The organism is Streptomyces sp. CA-106110, assembly GCF_050936285.1.
Taxonomy (GTDB): domain Bacteria; phylum Actinomycetota; class Actinomycetes; order Streptomycetales; family Streptomycetaceae; genus Streptomyces.
In genome coordinates this window covers 7,669,068-7,689,799 of sequence record NZ_JBNJNB010000001.1, presented here as the reverse complement: position 1 = coordinate 7,689,799, position 20,732 = coordinate 7,669,068, and the positions used below count along the sequence as shown (strand labels likewise).

General features: G+C 71.1%; 20 protein-coding genes. 11 read left to right on the top strand and 9 right to left on the bottom strand.

Annotated features, from left to right (window positions below; genetic code table 11):
- Positions 1 to 86 precede the first annotated feature (86 nt).
- Both ACQEXA_RS35420 and rbsD read left to right on the top strand, forming a co-directional pair.
- Complete coding sequence (locus tag ACQEXA_RS35420; RefSeq protein WP_432928002.1) at positions 87 to 986, top strand: ribokinase; 900 nt, start codon at positions 87 to 89, stop codon at positions 984 to 986.
- Positions 983 to 1,372: a D-ribose pyranase gene (gene rbsD / locus ACQEXA_RS35415; protein ID WP_432928004.1), complete on the top strand. Its 390-nt coding sequence runs from the start codon at positions 983 to 985 to the stop codon at positions 1,370 to 1,372. The genes ACQEXA_RS35420 and rbsD overlap by 4 nt, the downstream gene beginning before the upstream one ends.
- 335 nt (positions 1,373 to 1,707) lie before the next feature.
- On the opposite strand, the gene ACQEXA_RS35410 is transcribed toward rbsD, so the two are convergent.
- The 3 genes from ACQEXA_RS35410 to ACQEXA_RS35400 are packed head-to-tail and all read right to left on the bottom strand — an operon-like array spanning position 1,708 to position 4,840.
- On the bottom strand, positions 1,708 to 2,544 hold the full coding sequence (locus tag ACQEXA_RS35410; RefSeq protein ID WP_433132042.1) for a sugar phosphate isomerase/epimerase family protein: 837 nt from the start codon (positions 2,542 to 2,544) through the stop codon (positions 1,708 to 1,710).
- The gene (locus ACQEXA_RS35405) at positions 2,541 to 3,692 is read right to left on the bottom strand and encodes a dihydrodipicolinate synthase family protein (RefSeq protein WP_433132040.1); all 1,152 of its coding nucleotides are present in this window, start codon (positions 3,690 to 3,692) and stop codon (positions 2,541 to 2,543) included. The genes ACQEXA_RS35410 and ACQEXA_RS35405 overlap by 4 nt, the downstream gene beginning before the upstream one ends.
- On the bottom strand, positions 3,689 to 4,840 hold the full coding sequence (locus tag ACQEXA_RS35400; protein WP_433132037.1) for a Gfo/Idh/MocA family protein: 1,152 nt from the start codon (positions 4,838 to 4,840) through the stop codon (positions 3,689 to 3,691). The genes ACQEXA_RS35405 and ACQEXA_RS35400 overlap by 4 nt, the downstream gene beginning before the upstream one ends.
- 429 nt (positions 4,841 to 5,269) lie before the next feature.
- Between ACQEXA_RS35400 and ACQEXA_RS35395 the strand changes: the two genes are divergently transcribed.
- The 4 genes from ACQEXA_RS35395 (at position 5,270) to ACQEXA_RS35380 (ending at position 9,638) form a co-directional block, all read left to right on the top strand.
- Positions 5,270 to 6,310, top strand: coding sequence for a LacI family DNA-binding transcriptional regulator (locus ACQEXA_RS35395; RefSeq protein ID WP_433134685.1), 1,041 nt, complete (start codon positions 5,270 to 5,272; stop codon positions 6,308 to 6,310).
- 172 nt (positions 6,311 to 6,482) lie between these two features.
- Positions 6,483 to 7,418 (top strand): bifunctional helix-turn-helix transcriptional regulator/GNAT family N-acetyltransferase, encoded by a 936-nt coding sequence (locus ACQEXA_RS35390; protein WP_433132035.1) that lies wholly within the window; start codon positions 6,483 to 6,485, stop codon positions 7,416 to 7,418.
- Between the two features lie 44 nt (positions 7,419 to 7,462).
- Entirely contained in the window at positions 7,463 to 8,263 is an 801-nt protein-coding gene (locus ACQEXA_RS35385) for a sugar phosphate isomerase/epimerase family protein (RefSeq protein WP_433132032.1), read from the top strand.
- Between the two features lie 91 nt (positions 8,264 to 8,354).
- Positions 8,355 to 9,638: an MFS transporter gene (locus ACQEXA_RS35380; protein WP_432928015.1), complete on the top strand. Its 1,284-nt coding sequence runs from the start codon at positions 8,355 to 8,357 to the stop codon at positions 9,636 to 9,638.
- Positions 9,639 to 9,659: 21 nt separating this feature from the next.
- On the opposite strand, the gene ACQEXA_RS35375 is transcribed toward ACQEXA_RS35380, so the two are convergent.
- Both ACQEXA_RS35375 and ACQEXA_RS35370 read right to left on the bottom strand, forming a co-directional pair.
- A complete protein-coding gene (locus tag ACQEXA_RS35375; RefSeq protein WP_432928017.1) occupies positions 9,660 to 10,076 on the bottom strand; it encodes an ATP-binding protein in 417 nt (138 codons plus the stop codon).
- A 29-nt stretch (positions 10,077 to 10,105) separates the two neighbouring features.
- Positions 10,106 to 10,375, bottom strand: a complete 270-nt coding sequence (locus tag ACQEXA_RS35370; RefSeq protein ID WP_432940054.1) for a hypothetical protein — start codon at positions 10,373 to 10,375, stop codon at positions 10,106 to 10,108.
- Between ACQEXA_RS35370 and ACQEXA_RS35365 the strand changes: the two genes are divergently transcribed.
- Genes ACQEXA_RS35365 through ACQEXA_RS35355 form a run of 3 tightly spaced genes read left to right on the top strand, consistent with a single transcriptional unit; the run spans position 10,269 to position 11,286 of the window.
- A complete protein-coding gene (locus tag ACQEXA_RS35365) occupies positions 10,269 to 10,568 on the top strand; it encodes a hypothetical protein (protein WP_432939181.1) in 300 nt (99 codons plus the stop codon). The genes ACQEXA_RS35370 and ACQEXA_RS35365 overlap by 107 nt on opposite strands.
- Positions 10,472 to 11,014 carry a DUF5753 domain-containing protein gene (locus tag ACQEXA_RS35360; protein WP_433132030.1) on the top strand — a complete coding sequence of 181 codons (543 nt, stop codon included), beginning with the start codon at positions 10,472 to 10,474 and terminating at the stop codon, positions 11,012 to 11,014. Before ACQEXA_RS35365 ends, ACQEXA_RS35360 begins: the two co-directional genes overlap by 97 nt.
- Positions 11,011 to 11,286, top strand: coding sequence for a DUF397 domain-containing protein (locus ACQEXA_RS35355; RefSeq protein WP_432928021.1), 276 nt, complete (start codon positions 11,011 to 11,013; stop codon positions 11,284 to 11,286). Before ACQEXA_RS35360 ends, ACQEXA_RS35355 begins: the two co-directional genes overlap by 4 nt.
- On the opposite strand, the gene ACQEXA_RS35350 is transcribed toward ACQEXA_RS35355, so the two are convergent.
- Positions 11,187 to 11,834 carry a GNAT family N-acetyltransferase gene (locus tag ACQEXA_RS35350; RefSeq protein WP_432928022.1) on the bottom strand — a complete coding sequence of 216 codons (648 nt, stop codon included), beginning with the start codon at positions 11,832 to 11,834 and terminating at the stop codon, positions 11,187 to 11,189. The genes ACQEXA_RS35355 and ACQEXA_RS35350 overlap by 100 nt on opposite strands.
- A gap of 426 nt (positions 11,835 to 12,260) precedes the next feature.
- Here ACQEXA_RS35350 and ACQEXA_RS35345 point away from each other — a divergent pair, with 426 nt between their 5' ends.
- Both ACQEXA_RS35345 and ACQEXA_RS35340 read left to right on the top strand, forming a co-directional pair.
- A complete protein-coding gene (locus ACQEXA_RS35345; protein ID WP_432928025.1) occupies positions 12,261 to 14,087 on the top strand; it encodes a glycoside hydrolase family 3 protein in 1,827 nt (608 codons plus the stop codon).
- A gap of 135 nt (positions 14,088 to 14,222) precedes the next feature.
- Positions 14,223 to 14,807, top strand: coding sequence for a hypothetical protein (locus tag ACQEXA_RS35340; RefSeq protein ID WP_432928027.1), 585 nt, complete (start codon positions 14,223 to 14,225; stop codon positions 14,805 to 14,807).
- A 25-nt stretch (positions 14,808 to 14,832) separates the two neighbouring features.
- Here ACQEXA_RS35340 and ACQEXA_RS35335 read toward each other — a convergent pair whose 3' ends face one another.
- The 3 genes from ACQEXA_RS35335 to ACQEXA_RS35325 form a co-directional block, all read right to left on the bottom strand.
- Positions 14,833 to 16,254: a S28 family serine protease gene (locus ACQEXA_RS35335; protein ID WP_432928029.1), complete on the bottom strand. Its 1,422-nt coding sequence runs from the start codon at positions 16,252 to 16,254 to the stop codon at positions 14,833 to 14,835.
- 120 nt (positions 16,255 to 16,374) lie between these two features.
- The gene (locus ACQEXA_RS35330) at positions 16,375 to 16,761 is read right to left on the bottom strand and encodes a hypothetical protein (protein WP_432928031.1); all 387 of its coding nucleotides are present in this window, start codon (positions 16,759 to 16,761) and stop codon (positions 16,375 to 16,377) included.
- Between the two features lie 188 nt (positions 16,762 to 16,949).
- Positions 16,950 to 20,681, bottom strand: a complete 3,732-nt coding sequence (locus ACQEXA_RS35325) for an ABC transporter ATP-binding protein (protein WP_433132028.1) — start codon at positions 20,679 to 20,681, stop codon at positions 16,950 to 16,952.
- Positions 20,682 to 20,732: the final 51 nt, after the last annotated feature.

Genomic DNA, 20,732 nt, shown 5'->3' with positions numbered 1-20,732 from the left:
GGACGAACGACAGCGCGCGCGGACCCCGGCCGTGGCACCGGCCTTCATCGCTGTGAGGATCCACGGGGATCCGTTGGGAGACAGTCATGTACGACTACGACCTCCTGGTCGTGGGATCGGCCAACGCCGACCTGGTGATCGGGGTCGAACGGCGCCCGGCGGCCGGGGAGACGGTGCTCGGCTCCGACCTGGTCGTCCACCCGGGCGGCAAGGGCGCCAATCAGGCCGTCGCCGCCGCCCGGCTCGGCGCCCGTACGGCGCTGCTGGCCCGGGTCGGCGACGACGCGCACGGACGACTTCTGCTGGACTCGCAGCGCGAGGCGGGCGTCGACACCGTGGGCGTGCTGGTCGGCGGCGCGCCCACCGGGGTCGCACTGATCACGGTGGACCCGTCGGGGGACAACAGCATCGTGGTCTCGCCGGGTGCCAACGGCCGGCTCGTGCCGAAGGACGTACGGGCGGCGGGCAGCCTGCTGGAGGCGTCCCGCGTGGTCTCGGCGCAGTTGGAGATCCCGCTGGAGACGGTCGTGGAGGTCGTACGGACTCTGCCGTCCGGCACCCGTTTCGTTCTGAACCCCTCACCGCCGAGGCCGCTGCCCGCGGACGTGCTCGCGGCGTGCGACCCGCTGATCGTCAACGAGCACGAGGCACGGGTCATCGCGGGCGACGACCTGGGCGGCACGCCCGAGGACTGGGCGGCCGCGCTGCTGGCGCTCGGCCCCCGTTCGGTCGTGGTGACGCTGGGCGCGGAGGGCGCGCTGGTGGCGGACGGCGAGGCCATGACCCGTGTGCCGTCCGTGAAGGTGGAGGCGGTGGACACGACGGGCGCGGGCGACGCGTTCACGGCGGCGCTGGCGTGGCGTCTCGGCACCGGCGAGACGCTCCCGGAGGCGGCGGCGTACGCGGCCCGGGTGGGCGCGGCCGCGGTCACCCGTCCCGGAGCGCAGGAGTCGTTCCCCACCTCGGAGGAGGTGGCGGCGCTGTGAAGAAGCGCGGCATTCTGAACCGTCATCTGGCAGGCGCGCTCGCGGAGCTGGGGCACGGGCAGAGGGTGCTGGTGTGCGACGCGGGCATGCCGATACCGGCGGGCCCGCGTGTGGTGGACCTGGCGTTCCGCGCGGGGGTGCCCTCCTTCGCCGAGGTGCTGGACGGCCTGCTGGACGAACTGGTGGTGGAGGGGGCGACGGCCGCGCACGAGGTGCGGGACGCGAACCCCGAGGCCTCGTCCCTGCTCCAGGCCCGCTTCCCGGACCTCGAACTGATACCGCACGAGCAGCTCAAGGAGCTGACGGCGGGCGCACACCTGGTCGTCCGCACCGGTGAGGCCCGCCCGTACGCGAACGTGCTGCTGCGCTGCGGGGTCTTCTTCTAGCGGCCGTTCAGAGCGCCGGGAAGGCCGGGCGTACACCGACCTGCCGCTCAGCGGGCGCTCGGCGGCCCGCCGGGGCCGGTGATCGGCGGGAACGATTCGAGGGGGCCCGGTCGGTCGACCGGGCCCCCTCGCCTTCCCCCCCGTATCAGAACCCCCGCGATCCCCCCAGATCCCTTCCCCCACAAGAATTCTGACGCCCAGTACGACACCCGGGGCCGAGGGAGGGTTGCACAGCCTTCGCGGATTTTTCTCCGGAGCCGACGGTGCTGCCGGTGCGCCCGCCGCGGCGGGCGCACCGGCGCGGCCCCCGCGGCAGGCCCCCGTTCCGACCGTGGTCAGGCCACGTGCTCGGTGAAGCGGGCCACCGTCTCGGCGAGCACCTCGCGCCCGTCGCGGGCCCACAGCGCCTCGTTGAACAGCTCGACCTCGATCGGCCCGGCGTAGCCGGCCGCCTCCACGTACCCCCTCCACTCGCGCATGTCGATCACACCGTCGCCGATCTGGGCGCGTCCGTTCAGGACCCCCTCCGGCAGGGGGGTGGTCCAGTCGGCGAGCTGGAAGGCGTGGATGCGGCCGCCGGCGCCCGCGCGGGCGATCTGCTCGGGGGCGGTGTCGTCCCACCAGAGGTGGTACGTGTCCACGGTGACGCCGACCTGCTGGGCCGGGAAGCGCTCGGCGAGGTCCAGCGCCTGGGCCAGCGTCGAGACCACACAGCGGTCCGAGGCGTACATCGGGTGGAGCGGTTCGACGGCGAGCCGCACCCCCCGCTCGAACGCGTACGGTCCCAGCTCCCCGAGGGCGTCCGCGATCCGCTCGCGTGCGGCGCGCAGGTCCTTGGAGCCGGCCGGCAGCCCGCCCGACACCAGGACCAGCGTGTCCGTGCCGAGCGTCGCCGCCTCGTCGACCGCCCGGCGGTTGTCGTCCAGGGCGCGGGCCCGCTCTTCCGGGTCGGCGGCGGTGAAGAAGCCGCCCCGGCACAGCGTCGTCACGCTCAGACCGGCGTCGCGGACCAGTTTCGCCGTGGCGTCCAGTCCGTACGACCGGACGGACTCCCGCCACAGGCCCAGCCCGCGTACACCCGATTCGAGGCAGGCGTCGGCCAGTTCGGGCATGCCCAGCTGCTTCACCGTCATCTGGTTGATGGAGAAGCGCTCCGGGGCGGTGCCGCTCATCGGTCCGCTCCGTAGAGGGACAGCAAGGTCCTCATCCTCGTCTCCGCGCGTTCCGGGTCGGGGAACAGCCCCAGACCGTCGGCGAGTTCGTAGGCCTTCGCGAGGTGCGGCAGCGACCGCGCCGACTGCAGGCCACCCACCATCGTGAAGTGCTTCTGGTGGCCCCCGAGCCAGGCCAGGAAGACCACTCCGGTCTTGTAGAAGCGGGTCGGCGCCTGGAACAGGTGACGCGACAACTCCACTGTGGGATCGAGGAGTTCCCGGAAACCCTGCACGTCGCCCGTGTCCAGCACCCGTACGGCCTCGGCGGCCGGTGGAGCCAGTGGGTCGAACACGCCGAGCAGCGCGTCGCTGAAGCCCTGCTCGTCGCCCGCGATCAGTTCGGGGTAGTGGAAGTCGTCGCCCGTGTAGCAGCGCACGCCCGGCGGGAGCCGACGGCGCAGATCGATCTCGCGCTGCGCGTCGAGCAGCGAGATCTTGACTCCGTCCACCTTGTCCGGATGGGCGGCGACGACCTCGAGAAACACCTCTGTGGCCGCGTCCAGGTCGCCCGAACCCCAGTAGCCCTCCAACGCGGGGTCGAACATGGGACCGAGCCAGTGCAGGATCACCGGGTCGGCCGTCTGGCGCAGCAGGCGGCCGTAGGTCTCCAGGTAGTCCTCCGGAGCCTTCGCCGTCGCCGCCAGCGCACGCGACGCCATCACGATCGCCTGCGCGCCCGCCTCCTCGACCACGGCGAGCTGCTCCTCGTACGCCGTGCGGATCTCCTCGAGGGAGCCGGCGGCGAGCTGGTCGGTGCCGACTCCGCAGGCGATACGGCCGCCGGCCGACCTGGCCTCGGCACAGCTGCGGCGGATCAGTTCCGCCGCGCCCGCCCAGTCCAGGCCCATCCCGCGCTGGGCGGTGTCCATGGCCTCGGCGACGCCCAGCCCGTGCGACCACAGATGGCGGCGGAAGGCGAGCGTCGCGTCCCAGTCGACGGCGGCGGGCGAGTCGGGCGACACGTCCGCGTAGGGGTCGGCGACCACGTGCGCGGCGGCGAAGACCGTACGGGAGGTGAAGGGGACGCCGGTGGAGACGGCGAGGGGTTCGCGGCGGGGCTCGTACACGCGCAGCCGGCCGTCGGCGCCGGGGAGCCGGATCGTCACAGCGGGATCTCCGGTACGTCGATACGGCGGCCCTCGGCCGAGGACTTGAGGCCCAGTTCGGCGAGCTGGACACCGCGCGCGCCGGCCCACAGGTCCCAGTGGTAGGGCGCGCCGGCGTAGACGTGCCTGAGGAACAGCTCCCACTGGGCCTTGAATCCGTTGTCGAACTCGGCGTTGTCCGGGACCTCCTGCCACTGGTCGCGGAAGACCTCGGTGGCGGGCACGTCCGGGTTCCAGACCGGCCTGGGGGTGGCGGAGCGGTGCTGGACACGGCACTTGCGCAGTCCTGCGACGGCCGAGCCCTCGGTGCCGTCGACCTGGAACTCGACGAGTTCGTCGCGGTTGACGCGCACGGCCCAGGAGGAGTTGATCTGGGCGATCGCGCCGCCTTCCAGCTCGAAGATGCCATAGGCGGCGTCGTCGGCCGTGGCCTCGTACGGCTTGCCGTTCTCGTCCCAGCGGCGCGGGACGTGGATGGTGGCGAGTGCCTGGACGGACGTCACCCGGCCGAACAGCTCGTGCAGCACGTACTCCCAGTGCGGGAACATGTCGACGACGATGCCGCCGCCGTCCTCGGCGCGGTAGTTCCAGGAGGGCCGCTGGGCGGACTGCCAGTCGCCCTCGAAGACCCAGTAGCCGAACTCTCCGCGGACGGACAGGACTCGGCCGAAGAAGCCGCCGTCGACGAGCCGCTTCAGTTTCAGCAGGCCGGGCAGGAAGATCTTGTCCTGGACGACGCCGTGTTCGACGCCCTTCGCCTGTGCGCGGCGGGCCAGGTCCAGGGCTCCCGCCAGGCCCGTCGCCGTCGGCTTCTCGGTGTAGATGTGCTTGCCGGCGGCGATCGCCTTCTTGATGGATCCCTCGCGCGCGGACGTGATCTGGGCGTCGAAGTAGATCTCGACGTCCGGGTCGCCGAGGACCATGTCCAGATCGGTCGACCAGTGGTCCAGTCCGTACTGCTCGGCGAGCGCCTTCAGGGCGTGCTCGCGGCGGCCGACGAGCACCGGCTCGGGCCACAGCACGGTGCCGTCACCCAGGTCGAGGCCGCCCTGCTCGCGCAGGGCCAGGATGGAGCGGACAAGGTGCTGCCGGTGGCCCATGCGTCCCGTCACACCGTTCATGGCGATCCGCACCGTCTTGCGTGTCACGTCGTTCCCTCCGTACACGTCCGGCGCCCCGTACGCCCCCAGGGAGCATGACAGTAAACGCTTTCTAGGCAAGAAGACGCTAGCCTCTGTCCGACGGGTCGGACAAGACCGCGGGAATGACGGGATTGTGCAGGTCCGTACAGGGCGTGGCACAGGGCGACACGACGGATACAGGGCGCTGAAGTCGGTCGGTCCGTCGAACAAGGGGAGCCGCGGGCCTGTACACGGAGGTCCGGAGACCGGTAGATGGACGTCTGCGGAGAGGGGCGGGCCGCAGGACCACACGAAGGTCTCCCCGCCCATGAGCACGACGACAGCAACGACAACGACGACAGCGGCAACGACGGACAGCCACAGCGACGACGAGCACGACGATCGGCGGCAGCGACGATCGGCGAGTACGACGAGACGCCCGACCGGAGGACGACGATGACGGTGACCCTGGCGGACGTGGCGGCGCGCGCGCAGGTGTCGCCCGCCACCGTGTCGCGCGTACTGAACGGGAACTACCCCGTGGCGGCGTCGACCCGGGAGCGGGTGCTGCGCGCGGTGGACGAACTGGACTACGTCCTCAACGGCCCGGCGAGCGCGCTCGCGGCGGCCACCTCGGACCTGGTCGGCATTCTGGTGAACGACATCGCCGACCCGTTCTTCGGGATCATGGCGAGCGCGATCCAGTCGGAGATCGGGGGCCCGGGAGGCCGGGCCGGCGGCGAACGGCTCGCCGTGGTCTGCAACACCGGCGGCTCTCCGGAGCGGGAATTGACGTATCTGACGTTGCTGCAGCGCCAGCGGGCGGCGGCCGTGGTGCTGACCGGTGGCGCGGTGGAGGACAGCGCGCACGCGGAGGCGGTCGGCGCCAAACTGCGCAAGCTCACGGCGGCCGGGACCCGGGTGGTCCTGTGCGGCCGCCCTCCCGCCGCCGAGGCGATCGCGCTGACCTTCGACAACCGGGGCGGTGGGCAGCGGCTCACCGAGCACCTGACCGGGCTCGGGCACCGGCGGCTCGGCTACATCGCCGGCCCAAAGGAGCGTACGACCACCCGCCACCGGCTGGAGGGACACCGGGGGGCACTGGCCGCCGCGGGGATCGAGGACGACCCGCGGCTGACCATGCACGGCTCCTACGACCGCCGCTCCGGTTACGAGGCGACGCTGGAACTGCTGCGCCGGGAACCGTCGTTGACGGCGATCGTTGCGGCGAACGACACGGTGGCACTGGGCGCGTGCGCGGCGCTGCGGGACTCGGGACTGCGCATTCCCGAGGACGTCTCGGTGGCCGGCTTCGACGACCTCCCGTTCGCGATCGACGCCGTACCGGCCCTGACGACGGTACGGCTGCCGCTCGCGGAGGCGGGCGCCCGGGCCGGCCGGATCGCGATGGGCCGGGAGGAGCCGCCGCCGGGCGGGATCGCCACGGTGCGCGGCGAGTTGATGGTGCGCGGGTCGACGGGCGCACCGCGCGCATAGGGGCGCGGCGTCGCCGCGGCCCGCCGCGCCCACAGGTTCGCCGCCAGAAACGGACGCGGCAGCGCGAGCAGCCCGATACGGCGTGCTGCGACCCATGGACGGCGGCCCCGAGTCGACGTACGCTCGTTCCGTACCTCTGACTGAGTCAACCATCGGACAGCAGGGGCCGGCCATGACCGTCCAGGACATCCGCACGTTCAACCGCTTCTACACCAACGTCATCGGCGCGCTGGACTACGGCCGCCATCTCTACGCCCCGTACACGCTCACGGAGTCCCGTGTGCTGTACGAGCTGGCGCACGCGCCGCGCACCGACGCGGCCGACCTGCGGGGCGAACTCTCGCTCGACGCGGGCTATCTGAGCCGCATCCTGAACAAGTTCGAGCGGGACGGCCTGGTCGAGCGGGCCACCTCCGACACGGACCCGCGCCGTCGGCGGGTCACGCTCACCACGCGCGGCCGCGAGACGGCAGACCTGCTCGAGGAGCGGGCCCGCGAGACCGTCGCCGCGCTGCTGGACACCGTCGCCCCCGCCGACCGGCCGCGCCTGGCCGAGGCCATGGGCACGATCCGCTCGCTCCTCTCGGACGGCCGCGCCGCACGCCCCGAGGACGTGGTGCTGCGCGACCCGGCGCCCGGCGACCTGGGGTGGATCGTGCAGCGCAACGCCGCGCTCTACGCCGCCGAGTACGGCTGGAACGCCGACTACGAGGGGCTGGTCGCGCGGATCGTCGCCGACTTCGCCGAGGACCACGACCCTCATCTGGAGCGGGTGTGGATCGCCGAGACCGGGGGAGGGCGGCCGGTCGGGTGTGTGATGTGCGTACGGGACGAGGCCCCGGCCACCGCCCGGCTGCGGCTGCTGCTCGTCGAGCCCGACGCGCGCGGCCTCGGCATCGGCGACCGGCTGGTTGAGGCGTGCGTGGACTTCGCGCGCGGCGTCGGCTACCGCGAGCTCGTCCTGTGGACGAACGACGTCCTCGCCGCCGCCCGGCGGATCTATCTGCGCCACGGCTTCGTCCTCGTCGCCGAGAAGCCCCACCGTTCCTTCGGCAAGGACCTGGTCGGCCAGGACTGGCGTCTTGACCTGCTCGGCGTCCGGGAGTGAGGACGAGGGGCGCCATGCGCGAGTGACGAGTAGGGTCCAAGAACATGAAGCTGGCGTTCTCCACCCTCGGCGTCCCCGGTGTGCCCGTGCCGGACGTGGTCCGGCTCGCGGCCACGAACGGCTACCACGGCGTCGAGCTGCGCGCACACCCCGAGGAGCCGGTGCACCCCGGCATCGGCCCGGCCGCGCGGGCCGAAGTGGCCGCCGAGTTCAAGGCGGGGGGCGTCGAGATCCTGGGACTCGCGGGGTACGCGCATGCCGCCGCCCCCGGGGACGACGGGCCCGTGCTGGACGAGATGCGTCAACTGCTCGAGCTTGCGCACGATGTGGGCGCCCCCTCCGTCCGCGTCTTCCCGGGCGGCGGCACGGATCAGTCCCCCGAAGAGGCCGATGCCACCGCCGCGCGGCGCCTGGGCACCGCCGCGGAGTACGCCGCCGACCTCGGCGTCCGCATCCTGCTGGAGACCCATGACTCGCATCCCACCGGCGCTGACCTGATGCGCATCCTCGGCACGGTGGGACACCGCCAGGTGGGCGCGCTGTGGGACGTGATGCACACCTGGCTGGGCGGCGAGCAGCCGCAGGAAACGTACGCGGACCTGTGCCCGCACCTCGGCTACGTGCAGGTCAAGGACATCGCGTCCGCCGAGGACAAGACCCCCCTGCCGCTGGGCCACGGGGTCCTCCCGCTCACCGAGTGCGTGGAGGTCCTCTCCCGCCACCACTGGGACGGCTGGCTGTGCTGGGAGTACGAGAAGCGCTGGTACGAGGCGGCACAGCCGCTGCCGGAGCTGCTCGGACCGGGCCGGGAGCACCTGACCCGGCTGCTGAGCGAGTCGGCCTGACCGCCTGATCCCGCCCGTTATTCGGTGGCCGGGGGGACAACGGGGCGGTTAGCCTCCGCGCCGTGATCCAGCACCTCCGGCCCGCCGCCTCATGAACCTTTCCCGTGCGTTGATCGACGTGCGCCCGCTGCGGACGTCCCCGGCGTTCCGGCGGCTGCTGATCGGGCGGACGGTGTCCGTGCTCGGCGGTTTCATGGCCATGGTCGCCGTCATGTACCAGGTCTGGGACATGACGCACAGCACGGTCTGGACCGGTGCGGTGGGGCTGGCGCAGGCGCTGCCGATGGTGGTGTTCGGGCTGTTCGCCGGCTCCTGGGCGGACCGGGGCGACCGACGGCGGATCTTCCTCGTCGCCACCGTGGGCCAGGCGTCCTGCTCCCTGCTGCTCGCGGTGCAGGGCTTCCTCGGGCACGTGCCGGTGGCGGGCGTGCTCGCCCTGCTGGCCGTGCACTCCGGTTTCGGTGCGGTCGGCGGACCGGCGTCGGGGGTGTTCGTGCGCCGGCTGCTGCCCAAGAAGGAGGTGGCGGCCGGACTCGCCCTCAACCAGATCTCCTTCCAGGCGATGATGCTCCTCGGCCCGGCGCTCGGCGGTCTGGTGCTCGGCTGGGCCGGCGTCGGCGTCTGCTACCTGCTCGACGCCCTGAGCTTCGCCGTCGCCTTCTACGCCGCCTTCCGGCTGCCCGTGCTTCCGCCCGAGGGCGAGCCGTCGCGGACCGGGCTGCACGGGGTGGTGGACGGGTTGCGCTTCCTCGCCCGGCACCGCGTGGTGCGCGGAGCGTTGATCACCGACCTGGCGGCCACCGTGCTGGCCATGCCCATGAGCCTGTTCCCGCTGGTCAACGCCGAGAGGTTCGGCGACAACCCGCGCACCCTCGGCCTCTTCCTGTCGGCCGTCGCCGTCGGCGGTGTCGCCGGCTCGACCCTGTCGGGCTCGATCACCCGCTGGGGACGCCCCGGACTGGTGATGCTCTGCGGCGCCGGGACCTGGGGAGTGACGCTCGCCCTGTTCGGTCTGACCACCGACCCCTGGGCCGGGCTCGCCCTGCTGGTGCTGGCCGGGGCCGCCGACACCACCTCGGTGATCTCGCGCGGCACGATCGTGCAGACCCGCACCCCGGACGTGCTGCTGGGCCGGGTCACGGCCGCCGAGCAGATCGTCGGCCAGGCGGGCCCCAACCTCGGCAACCTGCGCGGCGGCCTGGTCGCCGGCTGGACCTCCGGCGCGACCGCGCTCGTCAGCGGCGGACTGCTGTGCCTGCTCGCGGTCGTGTTCGTGGGGTCGAGCACGCCGGAACTGCGCGAGGGGGCCTCGCCGGATCGGCACGACGATGCCGCGCCGCAGCTGCGGGACGCGGCCACGCCGGACGCGCCGTGAGCGCGGTCCACCGGCTGTCGGTCAGACCAGGATCCGCGCCCACACCGTCTTCCCGACGCACCGGTCCCTGACCCCCCACGACTCCGCCAGCGCGGCGACCAGCAGAAGTCCACGACCCGAGGTCGCCTCCGGATCCGGCTCCTCCAGGTGCGGCCGGTTCGGGGAGGCGTCGACCACCTCGACGTCCACGGCCTTCTCGCCGTCGTACGTCATCGCGACCTCGAAGTAGCGGCCGGGTACGCGCCCGTGGCGGACCGCGTTGGTCGCCAGCTCCGAGACGACGAGTTCGACGATCCCGCGGGCATCGGCCGGCACGGCCCAGGAACGCAGGACGCAGCGGGCGCCACGGCGGGCCTCCACCGCGTTGCTTGGGGTGGGCGCGAACCGCAGCCGCCAGGTGCGGAGCCCGAGATTTGCGCCGTCACTTTCTGTGTTCATAGGGATACTTTCGGCGCTGGTCGCTACGGTCACCAGTGACCGAGCGTCGACAACCGCGTACGGCAACTGGTGCCGGTTGCGCGTTGATCGGCGTTGAGCCGGGTAGAGGGGATCGCTGCGATGACGCAGCCCAGGAAGAACTCGTCGTCGCCCGCCGCGCAGTACTTCGCGGAGGTCCTGCGGACGCTGCGTGTGAAGGCCGGGTTGTCCCAGAACGAGTTGGGCGAGCGGATGGCGTACTCGGGCGCGGCGGTGAGCGCGGTCGAGACGTGCGCGAAGCCGGCGACGGACGAGTTCATCGAGGCGGCGGAAAGGCGCTCGACGCCGGGGGGCTTGTTTCGGTGGCGGCCAAGTACCTGCGGCTGGAGCGGTATCCGGCGCATTTCCAGGGGTTCGTGCAACTGGAGCAGGAAGCGATCAGCGTCTCCTCGTATTGCGTGCAGCTCATCGACGGCCTGCTGCAGACCGAGGCATACGCGCACGCCGTGCTGAAGTCCGCTTTCCCACCGCTGGACAACGAGGAGATCGACCAGTTGACTTCGGCCCGCATGGAACGCAGGAGCCTCCTGGACCGCAAGCCCTCGTGTGTGGTCAGCGTGATCCTCGAAGAGTCCGCGCTCCGGCTGCCGATTGGCGGTCAGGAGGTCATGCGCAAGCAGTACGAATACCTGGTCGCCTGCGCGGAGCGCCCCAACGTGGTGCTCCAGGCCATGCCGATGAGCAAGGCCGGACACGCAGGCCTGCAAGGGCCGATGAAGCTGGTCGAGACCCCCGAGCAGACCACCCTTGTGTACATGGAAGGAAACGGGCACAGCACGCTCGTGGCCAAGCCGGAAGACGTCGGAGTACTCGCTCGTCGCTATGCAATGATCAGAAGCCAGGCCCTCCGGCCGGAGGAAACCACCGTCCTGATCGAGCAGTTGGCGGGTGAGCTATGACCGAGCTGGCGTGGTTCAAGAGCAGCTACAGCGATTCGAGCGGTGGCGATTGCGTCGAAGCCGCCTACGCCTGGCACAAGAGCACCCATAGCGACAACACGGGCGGTGAATGCATCGAGGTCGCCGCCACCACCGCCATACACATCCGCGACTCCAAGACCCCCGACCGCCCCTACCTCACCGTCTCCCCCGGCGCCTGGGCCGACTTCCTCGCCACCCTTGCCTCCAGTCGTGACCGGCACTCCGGCCACTCCTCCGCCGTGATCGAGTAGATCGCGGAGTCCCGGAGCCGGTCCTCCTCGCCCGGGGCCCAGGAGCGGGACCAGTTGCGCAGGACGCCCTCAAAGCGGGCGCCGATGCTCTCGATGGCCGCACGAGAACGGCTGTTGCGGGCGTCGGTCTTCAGATCGACCCGGGAGACGCCCCACTCCTCGAACGCGTGGCGGCACAGCAGCAGCTTGGCCTCGGCGTTCACGCCCGTGCCCTGGGCGGAGCGGGCGAGCCAGGTGAAGCCGACCTCGATGGCGTCGAGTCGGTCGTCCGACAGCCAGGAGCGCGGCTCCCAGTACGACGTGGCACCCACCGCGCGTCCCGTGGCGAGGGAGATCTGGGCGTACGGCGCGAGCCGGCCCGTCGCCGCGCGGACGAGTTGCGCGTCGATGTAGTCCCCGACTTCGTCGTCCCCCGGCACCCATGTGTACGCGTAGGTGCCCCGGTCCTCCTGCGCCGCCGCCGCCAGGTCGGCCGCGTGCCGGTGCTCCAGCGGCTCGAGTCGCACGAGCGTGCCCTCCAGGACCGGCCCCTCCAGCTTGAAAGTCAACGCCCTACGCCTCTCATGGTTCACGGCTCCGCGAACGCCTCGTGGAAGCCCGGGAGATTCTCGCTCATGCACCCGGGGCCGTCGAACGAAAATCCCGGCGCACATATGCCCTCGACCACTCCGCATCGACTTCCGGAATCGGCCGCTTTCACGGGAACCTCGCACGACCGCAGTTCGTCCAATGCGCACGCCGCCGGATGAGTCTCCGCGATGCGGTGTCGGCCCTCGCTGCCGTCTGCGATCGCCGACCACCCCCTCCGCCGCACGCGACCGGCAGCGCACGGCCGCCATCGGCGCGCCCCCTCCTACAGCGCCGATGGCGGCCACTCGCCGGATACCGCGCATTCCCTTGACTGGCAGAAACTTCCGGGATAGTGGTGACTCTTCGGAAGTTTCCTTCAGCGATCTCCTCCGGAAGGAGCGCAGGTGCACGACGCCGGAACGGGAAGCACCCCGACCCCCTCCAGACGTACGGTCCTCGCCACCACCGCGGGCCTGACCGCGGCTCTCGCCCTCACCCCCGGCACCGGCCACGCCGCCGTGCCCGCCGACGACCGGCTGCGGACCCTCATCTCCCGTATGACCCTCGAAGAGAAGGTCGGTCAGCTCTTCGTGATGCGGGTCTATGGCCACTCGGCGACCCAACCCGATCAGGCCGACATCGACGCGAACCTCGCGGAGATCGGCGTGCGGACGGCCGCCGAGCTGATCGCGAAGTACCGCGTGGGCGGCATCATCTACTTCACGTGGGCGCACAACACCCGTACTCCGCACCAGATCGCGGACCTCTCGAACGGGATCCAGAAAGCGTCGCTCGCGCAGCCCCGCGGACTCCCCGTGCTGATCGCCACGGACCAGGAGCACGGGATTGTGGCGCGCGTGGGCAAGCCCGCCACCCTGTTCCCCGGGGCGATGGCGATCGGCGCGGGCGGTTCGCGCTCCGACGCCCGTACACTCGGCCGGATCGCCGGTGCCGAGCTGCACGCCCTCGGCATCCGCCAGGACTACTCCCCCGATGCCGACGTGAACGTCAACCCGGCCAACCCGGTGATCGGCGTGCGGTCCTTCGGCGCCGACCCGGACGCGGTGGGCGGCCTGGTCGCGGCGGAGGTGAAGGGGTATCAGTCGTCGGGGGTCGCGGCGACCGCCAAACACTTCCCGGGCCACGGCGACACGGCCGTCGACAGCCACTTCGGCTTCCCGGTCATCACGCACAGCCGCGAGCTGTGGGAGAAACTCGACGCGGTGCCGTTCCGGGCGGCGATCCGGGCGGGGATCGACGCCATCATGACCGCGCACATCATGGTCCCCGCGCTCGACGACTCCGGTGACCCGGCGACCCTCTCGCACCCGGTCCTCACCGGCATCCTGCGCGAGGAACTGGGCTACGACGGGGTCGTGGTGACGGACTCTCTGGGCATGGAGGGCGTGCGCCAGAAGTACGGCGACGACCGTGTGCCGGTGCTCGCGCTGAAGGCGGGCGTGGACCAGTTGCTGAGCCCGCCTTCCCTGGACGTCGCGTGGAACGCGGTGCTGAAGGCCGTACAGGGCGGCGAACTGACCGAGGCACGGCTCGACCAGTCGCTTCTGCGCGTCCTGCGGCTGAAGGCGAAACTGGGGCTGCTGGACCGGCCGTACGTCACCGACAGCGGCGTCGACCGGACCGTGGGCGTCCCGGAGCACTTGCGCGCGGCCGACCGCGTCGCGGACCGTACGACCACGCTGCTGGTCAACCAGCAGGGCCTGCTGCCCCTCTCGCGCCGTACCCACTCTCGTCTGCTGGTGGTCGGCGCGGACCCGGCGTCGCCGTCGGGCACCGACGGACCGCCCACCACGGTGCTGGCGAACGCCTTCACCGGCCTCGGTTTCACGGCGACCGCGCTGTCCACCGGCACCGCGCCCTCGTCGGCGGCGATCGACAACGCGGTGGCGGCGGCGGGGAACGCGGACGCGGTGGTGGTGGCCACGTACAACGTGAGCGCGACCAGTTCCCAGCGGACCCTGGTGAACCGTCTGATCGCCACCGGCAAGCCGGTGATCGCGATCGCCGTCCGCAACCCGTACGACGTGGCCCAACTCCCCGATGTGGGAGCCTGCTTGGCCACCTACTCCTGGACGGACGTGGAACTGCGCGCGGCAGCCCGGGTCGTCGCGGGCCGGGTGAAGCCACACGGGCGGCTGCCGGTACCCGTCCAACGAGCAGACGACCCGGCACAGGTTCTGTACCCCATCGGCTACGGAATGTCGTACTGAACGTACGCCTCACACCGCGCATCTCGCACCCGAATGTCGCAAAACATCACACATGTCTGGCGTATCTCGTGATCGCGGGTCACGCTGGACCGGATGTTTGCGATGCGAAAAGGACAGGCGTGGGCGGGTGCGCTGATGACCGCTGCGCTGACGATGGTGGGGCTCTCCGGATGCCAGACGTCCTCGGAGACGGACGGGAAACGGCCGGGCCAGGGCGGAAGGTCGGCGCAGCCGTCCGGATACGGGGCCGAGTTCCTCGCGGTGGACGAGTGCAGTTCCTTCGGGACGACGAGCTTCACGGAGGTTCCGTGCACGAGCGAACGGGCGGCGGCCCGGGTGATCGCGCGGTACGACGGCCCCATGGAACAGGGTCCTCCCTGCGCGGCGACCACGGACTTCGTCCTGAACATCAGCAAGTCCACGCCGTCGCCGGACGCGGGCAAGGCGGTGCCGCAGGGGTACGCGTGCATGCGGAACCTGGAGCCGCCGCACCCGGGGGACCCCGGCGGCGGTGGCGGACCGCTCACCATCGTGGGTGACTGCGTGTACGGGGCGGGCGGCGGCGAGGTCCGGGAGACGGCCTGCGACGGCAGGGGCGCCCACGCACCCGAGTACAAGGTGACGTCGGCCGTCGCGCAGCGCTCCCGGTGCCCGGCGTCGACGGCGCTCTACGTCCAGCTCGGCGGCGACAAGCCGGTGGGCTGCGCCCGGCCGGTGTGAGCACCGGCCGGGCGCAGCGGGGGACTTACGGCCGGAGCCTCGGCTCGCGTTCCACGTCCCGGCGGTCCAGCTTCGCGTCGTACGCGGCGAGTGGCTTCGCCGCCGACGGGTTCCGCTGCACCGCCGTCGAGGCGACACCCGCCCAGTCCAGGATGCGGGCGGTGGCCAGGGTCTTCTGGTCGGAGACCAGGCCGGCCACGTTCGCACCGTGGTTCAGGCCGGGGGCGGTGAAGACGTACGCATCACGCGCGCTCGAGCCGAGCCGGAAGCGCTCGGCACCCCACGGGTCGTTCTGGCCGTAGACGAAGAGCATGTGGTGCGCGTCGTGCCTGACCCAGGTGTCCACGTCCCGCATCGCCGACGGCTGGAACTTCATCGGGATGGAGCGGGGCACGAAGTTCCGGGGCGGCTGGTAGCCGTAGCGGACGTACTTCTTCTCGATGTACGGGAAGTGGATCGTGGGCGCGCCCAGCTGAGTACCCGCCTGGTAGTAGTACGGCGTGTACGGCTCGAGCCCCTGGTCCGTGTAGAAGGAGAAGCCGGAGATCGTGTCCACGGAGTTCCAGATCTCGTCGTCCGTGGCGTTCTTCGCGTCCGCCGGGATCGTGTCGCAGTCCTTCAGCAGGCTGTACTGCCAAAAGCCCCACACGTAGTCGAGGACGACGGCCTCGTAGGCCCGGTCGAGGCTGCCGATGGTGTTGAAGGTGTAGCCGTTGTCCACCGCGTACTGCGCGTACTTCTTCTCCAGCGGCTCCCGGCGCACCAGCGCCTCGCGCTGCACGGCGTTCAGCCGGTCCCGGCACTCCTTCGTACCCACGCTCGTGAAGAAGCGGTCGTAGGCGGAGTCCTCGTTGTTCACGACGTCGTTCGGCGCGACGTACGCGACGACGCCGTCCATGTCCCGGGGGTAGAAGCGCTCGAAGTACGTCGCCGTCATACCGCCCTTGGACCCGCCCGTGGCGATCCAGTTCTTGCTGTAGATCGGCTTGAGCGCCTCGAAGATGCGGTGCTGGTCGCTCGCCGCCTGCCAGATGTCGAGCTTCGACCAGTCCGCGGGCTGCGGACGGGAGGGGGTGAAATAGCGGTACTCCATGGAAACCTGGTTGCCGTCCACGATCTGGGTCGGCTCACGGCGGCCCGGGGTCGTGGAGACGTTGTAGCCGCCGGTGTAGAAGACCGTCGGCCGGGAGACGTCCTTGTGCAGCACGGTGATCCGCTGCTGGAACGTGCCCTTGGACGGGTGCTGGTGGTCGACCGGCTGGGTGTAGTTCAGGACGAAGAAGCGGTACCCGGCGTACGGCTTCTCCTCGATCAGGCTCATGCCGGGTATGGCGAGCAGCCGGTCCTTGATGTCCGTGTCGGCTGCGGCAGCGGTGGCCGCCGTCGCCGTACTCAGCATGCCTATGAGCACTACGAGCGCCAGCAGCCATCTGAGCGCTTTGCGCATGCACCCTCCCCTTCAACGCGGATGTCCGCCGGAACCTAGCGGAGCAACCGCCCTGGCACCAGGGGAGGTTGGAGAAACCTGTGAATTGGCCAAGAAGGCCCCGCCGGCTTCAGCCGTGCGTCAGCACAGGATCCAGCCCGAGCTGACCGAACCCGAGCCCACCGAACCGCGCACCCACACGCACCGGTGTCCGGCGTGCACGGTCACGGGACCCGCGTGGTGCCGGTACCGGCCGATGTCCGCCGCGGGGCGGCTGCCACGCGCCTGCACACTGACCGACATCGGCCTGAGGCCGGACACGTTCTTCGCCACGGTCATCGCGCACACATAGCCGTCGCGCTTGTAGATCCACACCGAACCGGTGGAGAACGGGAGCGTGCGGACCTTGCGCCCGGAACAGAAGTCGGCCGCCTGCGCGTTCCCCGGGCTCGCCACCGCGAGCAGACCGGAGGCCGTCAGCACGGCCAGACCGAGCGCCAGGCGCCGGCGTATCGCACCACTGTCCACTGTTGTCCTCCCCGTGACGATCAGCGTACTGGTGTACGGACGCAGGGCGTGCGTCGGATGGTTGCGTCGCGACGCTGTCCCGGACGGCGGTTCTTGCGGGTTCCGGACGACATCACCGCACTCCCGTCTTCCTGCCGGCCGGAAGACGGGAGTGCCGGCGTCATGCCGTGGAGCACACTGGCTCCGCGTCATGCCGTGGAGCCCACCGGCTCCTCCTGCTCGGGCTCGCCGATGAACGTCTGCCACAGCTGCGCGTACCGACCGCCGATCGCCAGCAGTTCCTCGTGGGTGCCGTCCTCGGTGACCCGCCCGTGGTCCATCACGACCACGCGGTCGGCGCGGGCGGCCGTGGTCAGCCGGTGGGCGACCACAAGCGTCGTACGGCGACCGGCGAGACGGTCCGTCGCCTGGTTGACCTGCGCCTCGGTGGCCAGGTCGAGCGCGGCGGTCGCCTCGTCGAGCAGCAGGACATCGGGGTCGACCAGTTCCGCGCGGGCCAGCGCGATCAACTGCCGCTGTCCGGCGGACAGGTTGCGGCCGCGCTCGGCGACCTCGTGCAGATAGCCGCCCTCCAGGGTGGCGATCATGTCGTGCGCGCCGACGGCCCGCGCCGCCGCCTCCACCTCGGCGTCGGTCGCGTCCGGACGTCCGTAGGCGATGGCGTCCCGGACGGTCCCCGCGAACAGGTACGCCTCCTGCGGGACGACGCCGAGCCGGTGCCGGTAGGAGGAGAGGTCGAGGGAGCGCAGATCGGTGCCGTCGACGAGCACCCGGCCGCGCGTCGGGTCGTAGAAGCGGGCGACGAGCTTCACCAGGGTCGACTTGCCCGCACCCGTCTCGCCGACGAAGGCCACGGTCTGCCCGGCGGGGATCCTCAGGTCGACACCGCTGAGCGCCTCCTCGTCGTCGCCGTAGGCGAAGTCGACGCCCTCGAAGGCGATGTCGCCGCGCAGCGACGGCACCTCGAGCGGCTTCTCGGCGGCCTTCGTCGTGGTCGGCTCCCGCAGCAGTTCCTGGATACGGCCGAGCGAGACCGAGGCCTGCTGGTAGCCGTCGAAGACCTGGGAGAGCTGCTGCACCGGCGCGAAGAACAGGTCGATATAGAGGAGATACGCGACCAGCGCGCCCGTCGTCAGTGTCCCCGCGTCAACCCGGTGCCCGCCCACGATCAGGACGGAGGCCGCGGCCACCGAGGACAGCAGCTGCACGAAGGGGAAGTACACCGAGATCAGCCACTGGCCGCGGATGCGCGCCTGGCGGTAGCTGTAGCTGCCCTCCGTGTACCGCCGCCCGCCGTCCTCCTCGCGCCTGAACGCCTGCAGGATCCGCAGCCCGGACACCGACTCCTGGAGATCCGCGTTGACCGTCGACACCCGCTCGCGGGCCAGCTCGTACGCCTTCACACTCGCCCGGCGGAAGAAGACGGTGGCCACGATCAGCGGCGGCAGTGTGGCGAAGACGACGAGCGCGAGCTGTACGTCGATCACCAGCAGCACGACCATGATGCCGAAGAAGGTGACGACGGAGACGAAGGCGGTGACGAGGCCCGTCTGCAGAAACGTCGACAGCGCGTCCACGTCGGTCGTCATCCGGGTCATGATCCGGCCCGCCAGCTCCCGCTCGTAGTAGTCGAGTCCGAGCCGCTGGAGCTGAGCGAAGATCTTCAGCCGGAGTGCGTAGAGCACGCGTTCACCGGTGCGTCCGGTCATCCGCGTCTCACCGATCTGCGCCACCCACTGCAACAGGACGGCGAGCAGCGCGAGCAGGGACGCGGCCCAGACCGCGCCGACGGCCATCCGCGAGACGCCCTGGTCGATGCCGTGCCGGATCAGGATCGGCAGCAGCAGGCCCATGCCCGCGTCGACGGCGACCAGGCCGAGGCTGGCGAGGAGGACCAGGCCGAAGCCGCGCAGCAGCCGGGTCAGTCCGTACGACTCCTCGGGCCGGACCGCGCTTGCCTCGTCGATCTCCGGGGTGTCGTCGGCCGGCGGCAGCTTCTCCACCTGGGCGAGGAGCTCGGGAGTGGCGGGGGTGCCGGTCAGCGCGAGGTTCTTGGGCTCACGATCACCGGTCCACAGGTGCGGCGTGACCCCGCGCTCGGCGTCGAACTCGGCGTCCAGCTCCTCCCGGACAGTGGTGTCCTCCTGCGGAGAGACGAGCGGCACATGGCCCGGGGAGACGCCGCCCAGCTCGTCGGGATCGGTCAGCAGCCGGCGGTAGAGGGCGGACCGCTCCTGGAGTTCCTCGTGCGTGCCGATGTCGGCGAGCCGGCCGCCGTCGAGGACGGCGATGCGGTCGGCGAGGTTGAGGGTCGAGCGCCGGTGGGCGATCAGCAGGGTCGTCCGGCCCTGCATGACCTGCTTCAGCGCCTCGTGGATCTCGTGCTCGACACGGGCGTCCACCGCGGAGGTCGCGTCGTCCAGGACCAGCAGCCGCGGGTCGGTGAGGATGGCACGGGCCAACGCGACGCGCTGGCGCTGACCGCCGGAGAGGGTCAGTCCGTGCTCGCCGACCGTGGTGTCGTACCCAGCGGGCAGCTCGGTGATGAAGCGGTCGGCCTGCGCGGCACGCGCGGCCTGCCGGATCTGTTCCTCGGTGGCGTCGGGGCGGCCGTAGGCGATGTTGTTGCGGACCGTGTCGGAGAAGAGGAAGGAGTCCTCGGGGACGAGGCCGATGGCGGAGCGCAGCGACCCGAGGGTCAGCTCGCGCACATCGTGGCCGCCGACGAGGACGGCACCGTGCGTGACGTCGTAGAAGCGCGGCAGCAGCAGCGAGACCGTCGACTTGCCCGAGCCGGAGGAGCCGACGACGGCGAGGGTCTCACCGGGGCGGATCTCGAAGGAGAGGCCGTCGAGGACCGGCCGCCCGTCGCGGTAGGCGAAGGAGACGTCGTCGAACTCGACGGTCGCCGGAGCGTCGGCGGGCAGTTCCTTGCTGCCTTCCTTGAGCGAGGGCTCGGTGTCGATCAGTTCCAGCACCCGCTCGGCGCCCGCACGGGCCTGCTGGCCGACGGTGAGGACGACCGCGAGCATGCGCACCGGGCCGACGAGCTGGGCGAGGTAGGAGGAGAAGGCGACGAACGTGCCCAGTGTGATGTGGCCGTGCACCGCGAGCCAGCCGCCGAGCGCGAGCATGGCGACCTGGCCGAGGGCGGGCACCGCCTGCAGGGCGGGGGTGTACTTCGCGTTCAGCCGGATGGTGCGCAGCCGCCCCGCGAAGAGCCGGCGTCCGACTTCCCTCAGCTTCCCGGTCTCCTGCTCCTCCTGTCCGAAGCCCTTCACCACGCGTACGCCGCTGACGGCGCCGTCGACCACGCCCGCCACGGCCGCGGCCTGGGCCTGGGCGTACCAGGTGGCCGGGTGCAGCCGGGTGCGGCTGCGCTTGGCGATGAACCACAGGGCGGGCGCGACGGCCAGCGCCACGAGCGTCAGCGGCAGTGACAGCCACGCCATGATCACCAGGGAGATCAGGAAGAGGAGGAGGTTCCCGATCGTCATCGGGAGCATGAACAGCAGTCCCTGGATCAGCTGGAGGTCGCTGGTGGCGCGGCCGACGACCTGGCCGGTGGACAGCTCGTCCTGACGCCGTCCGTCCAGTCGGGTGATCGTCGTGTACATCTCCGTCCGCAGGTCGTGCTGGACGTCGAGAGCGAGCCGTCCGCCGTAGTAGCGGCGGATGTAGGTGAAGACGTAGACGAGGACGGCCGCGCCGATGAGGGCGCCGGCCCAGGGCGCCATGGACCGGGTGTGCTTGCCGACCACGTCGTCGATGATCACCTTGGTGACCAGCGGGACGAGCGCCATGACGGCCATGCCGCCGAGGGAGGACCCCAGCGCGAGGACGACATCCGCCGGATGACGCCAGGCGTAGCCGGCGAGCCTCCACGCCCAACCTCGCGTTTCCCCCTGGTGCGCTGTCACGCCGGTGCCCTCCTCGAGACCTGATCTTCCGGAAGGCACCAACGCGAACAG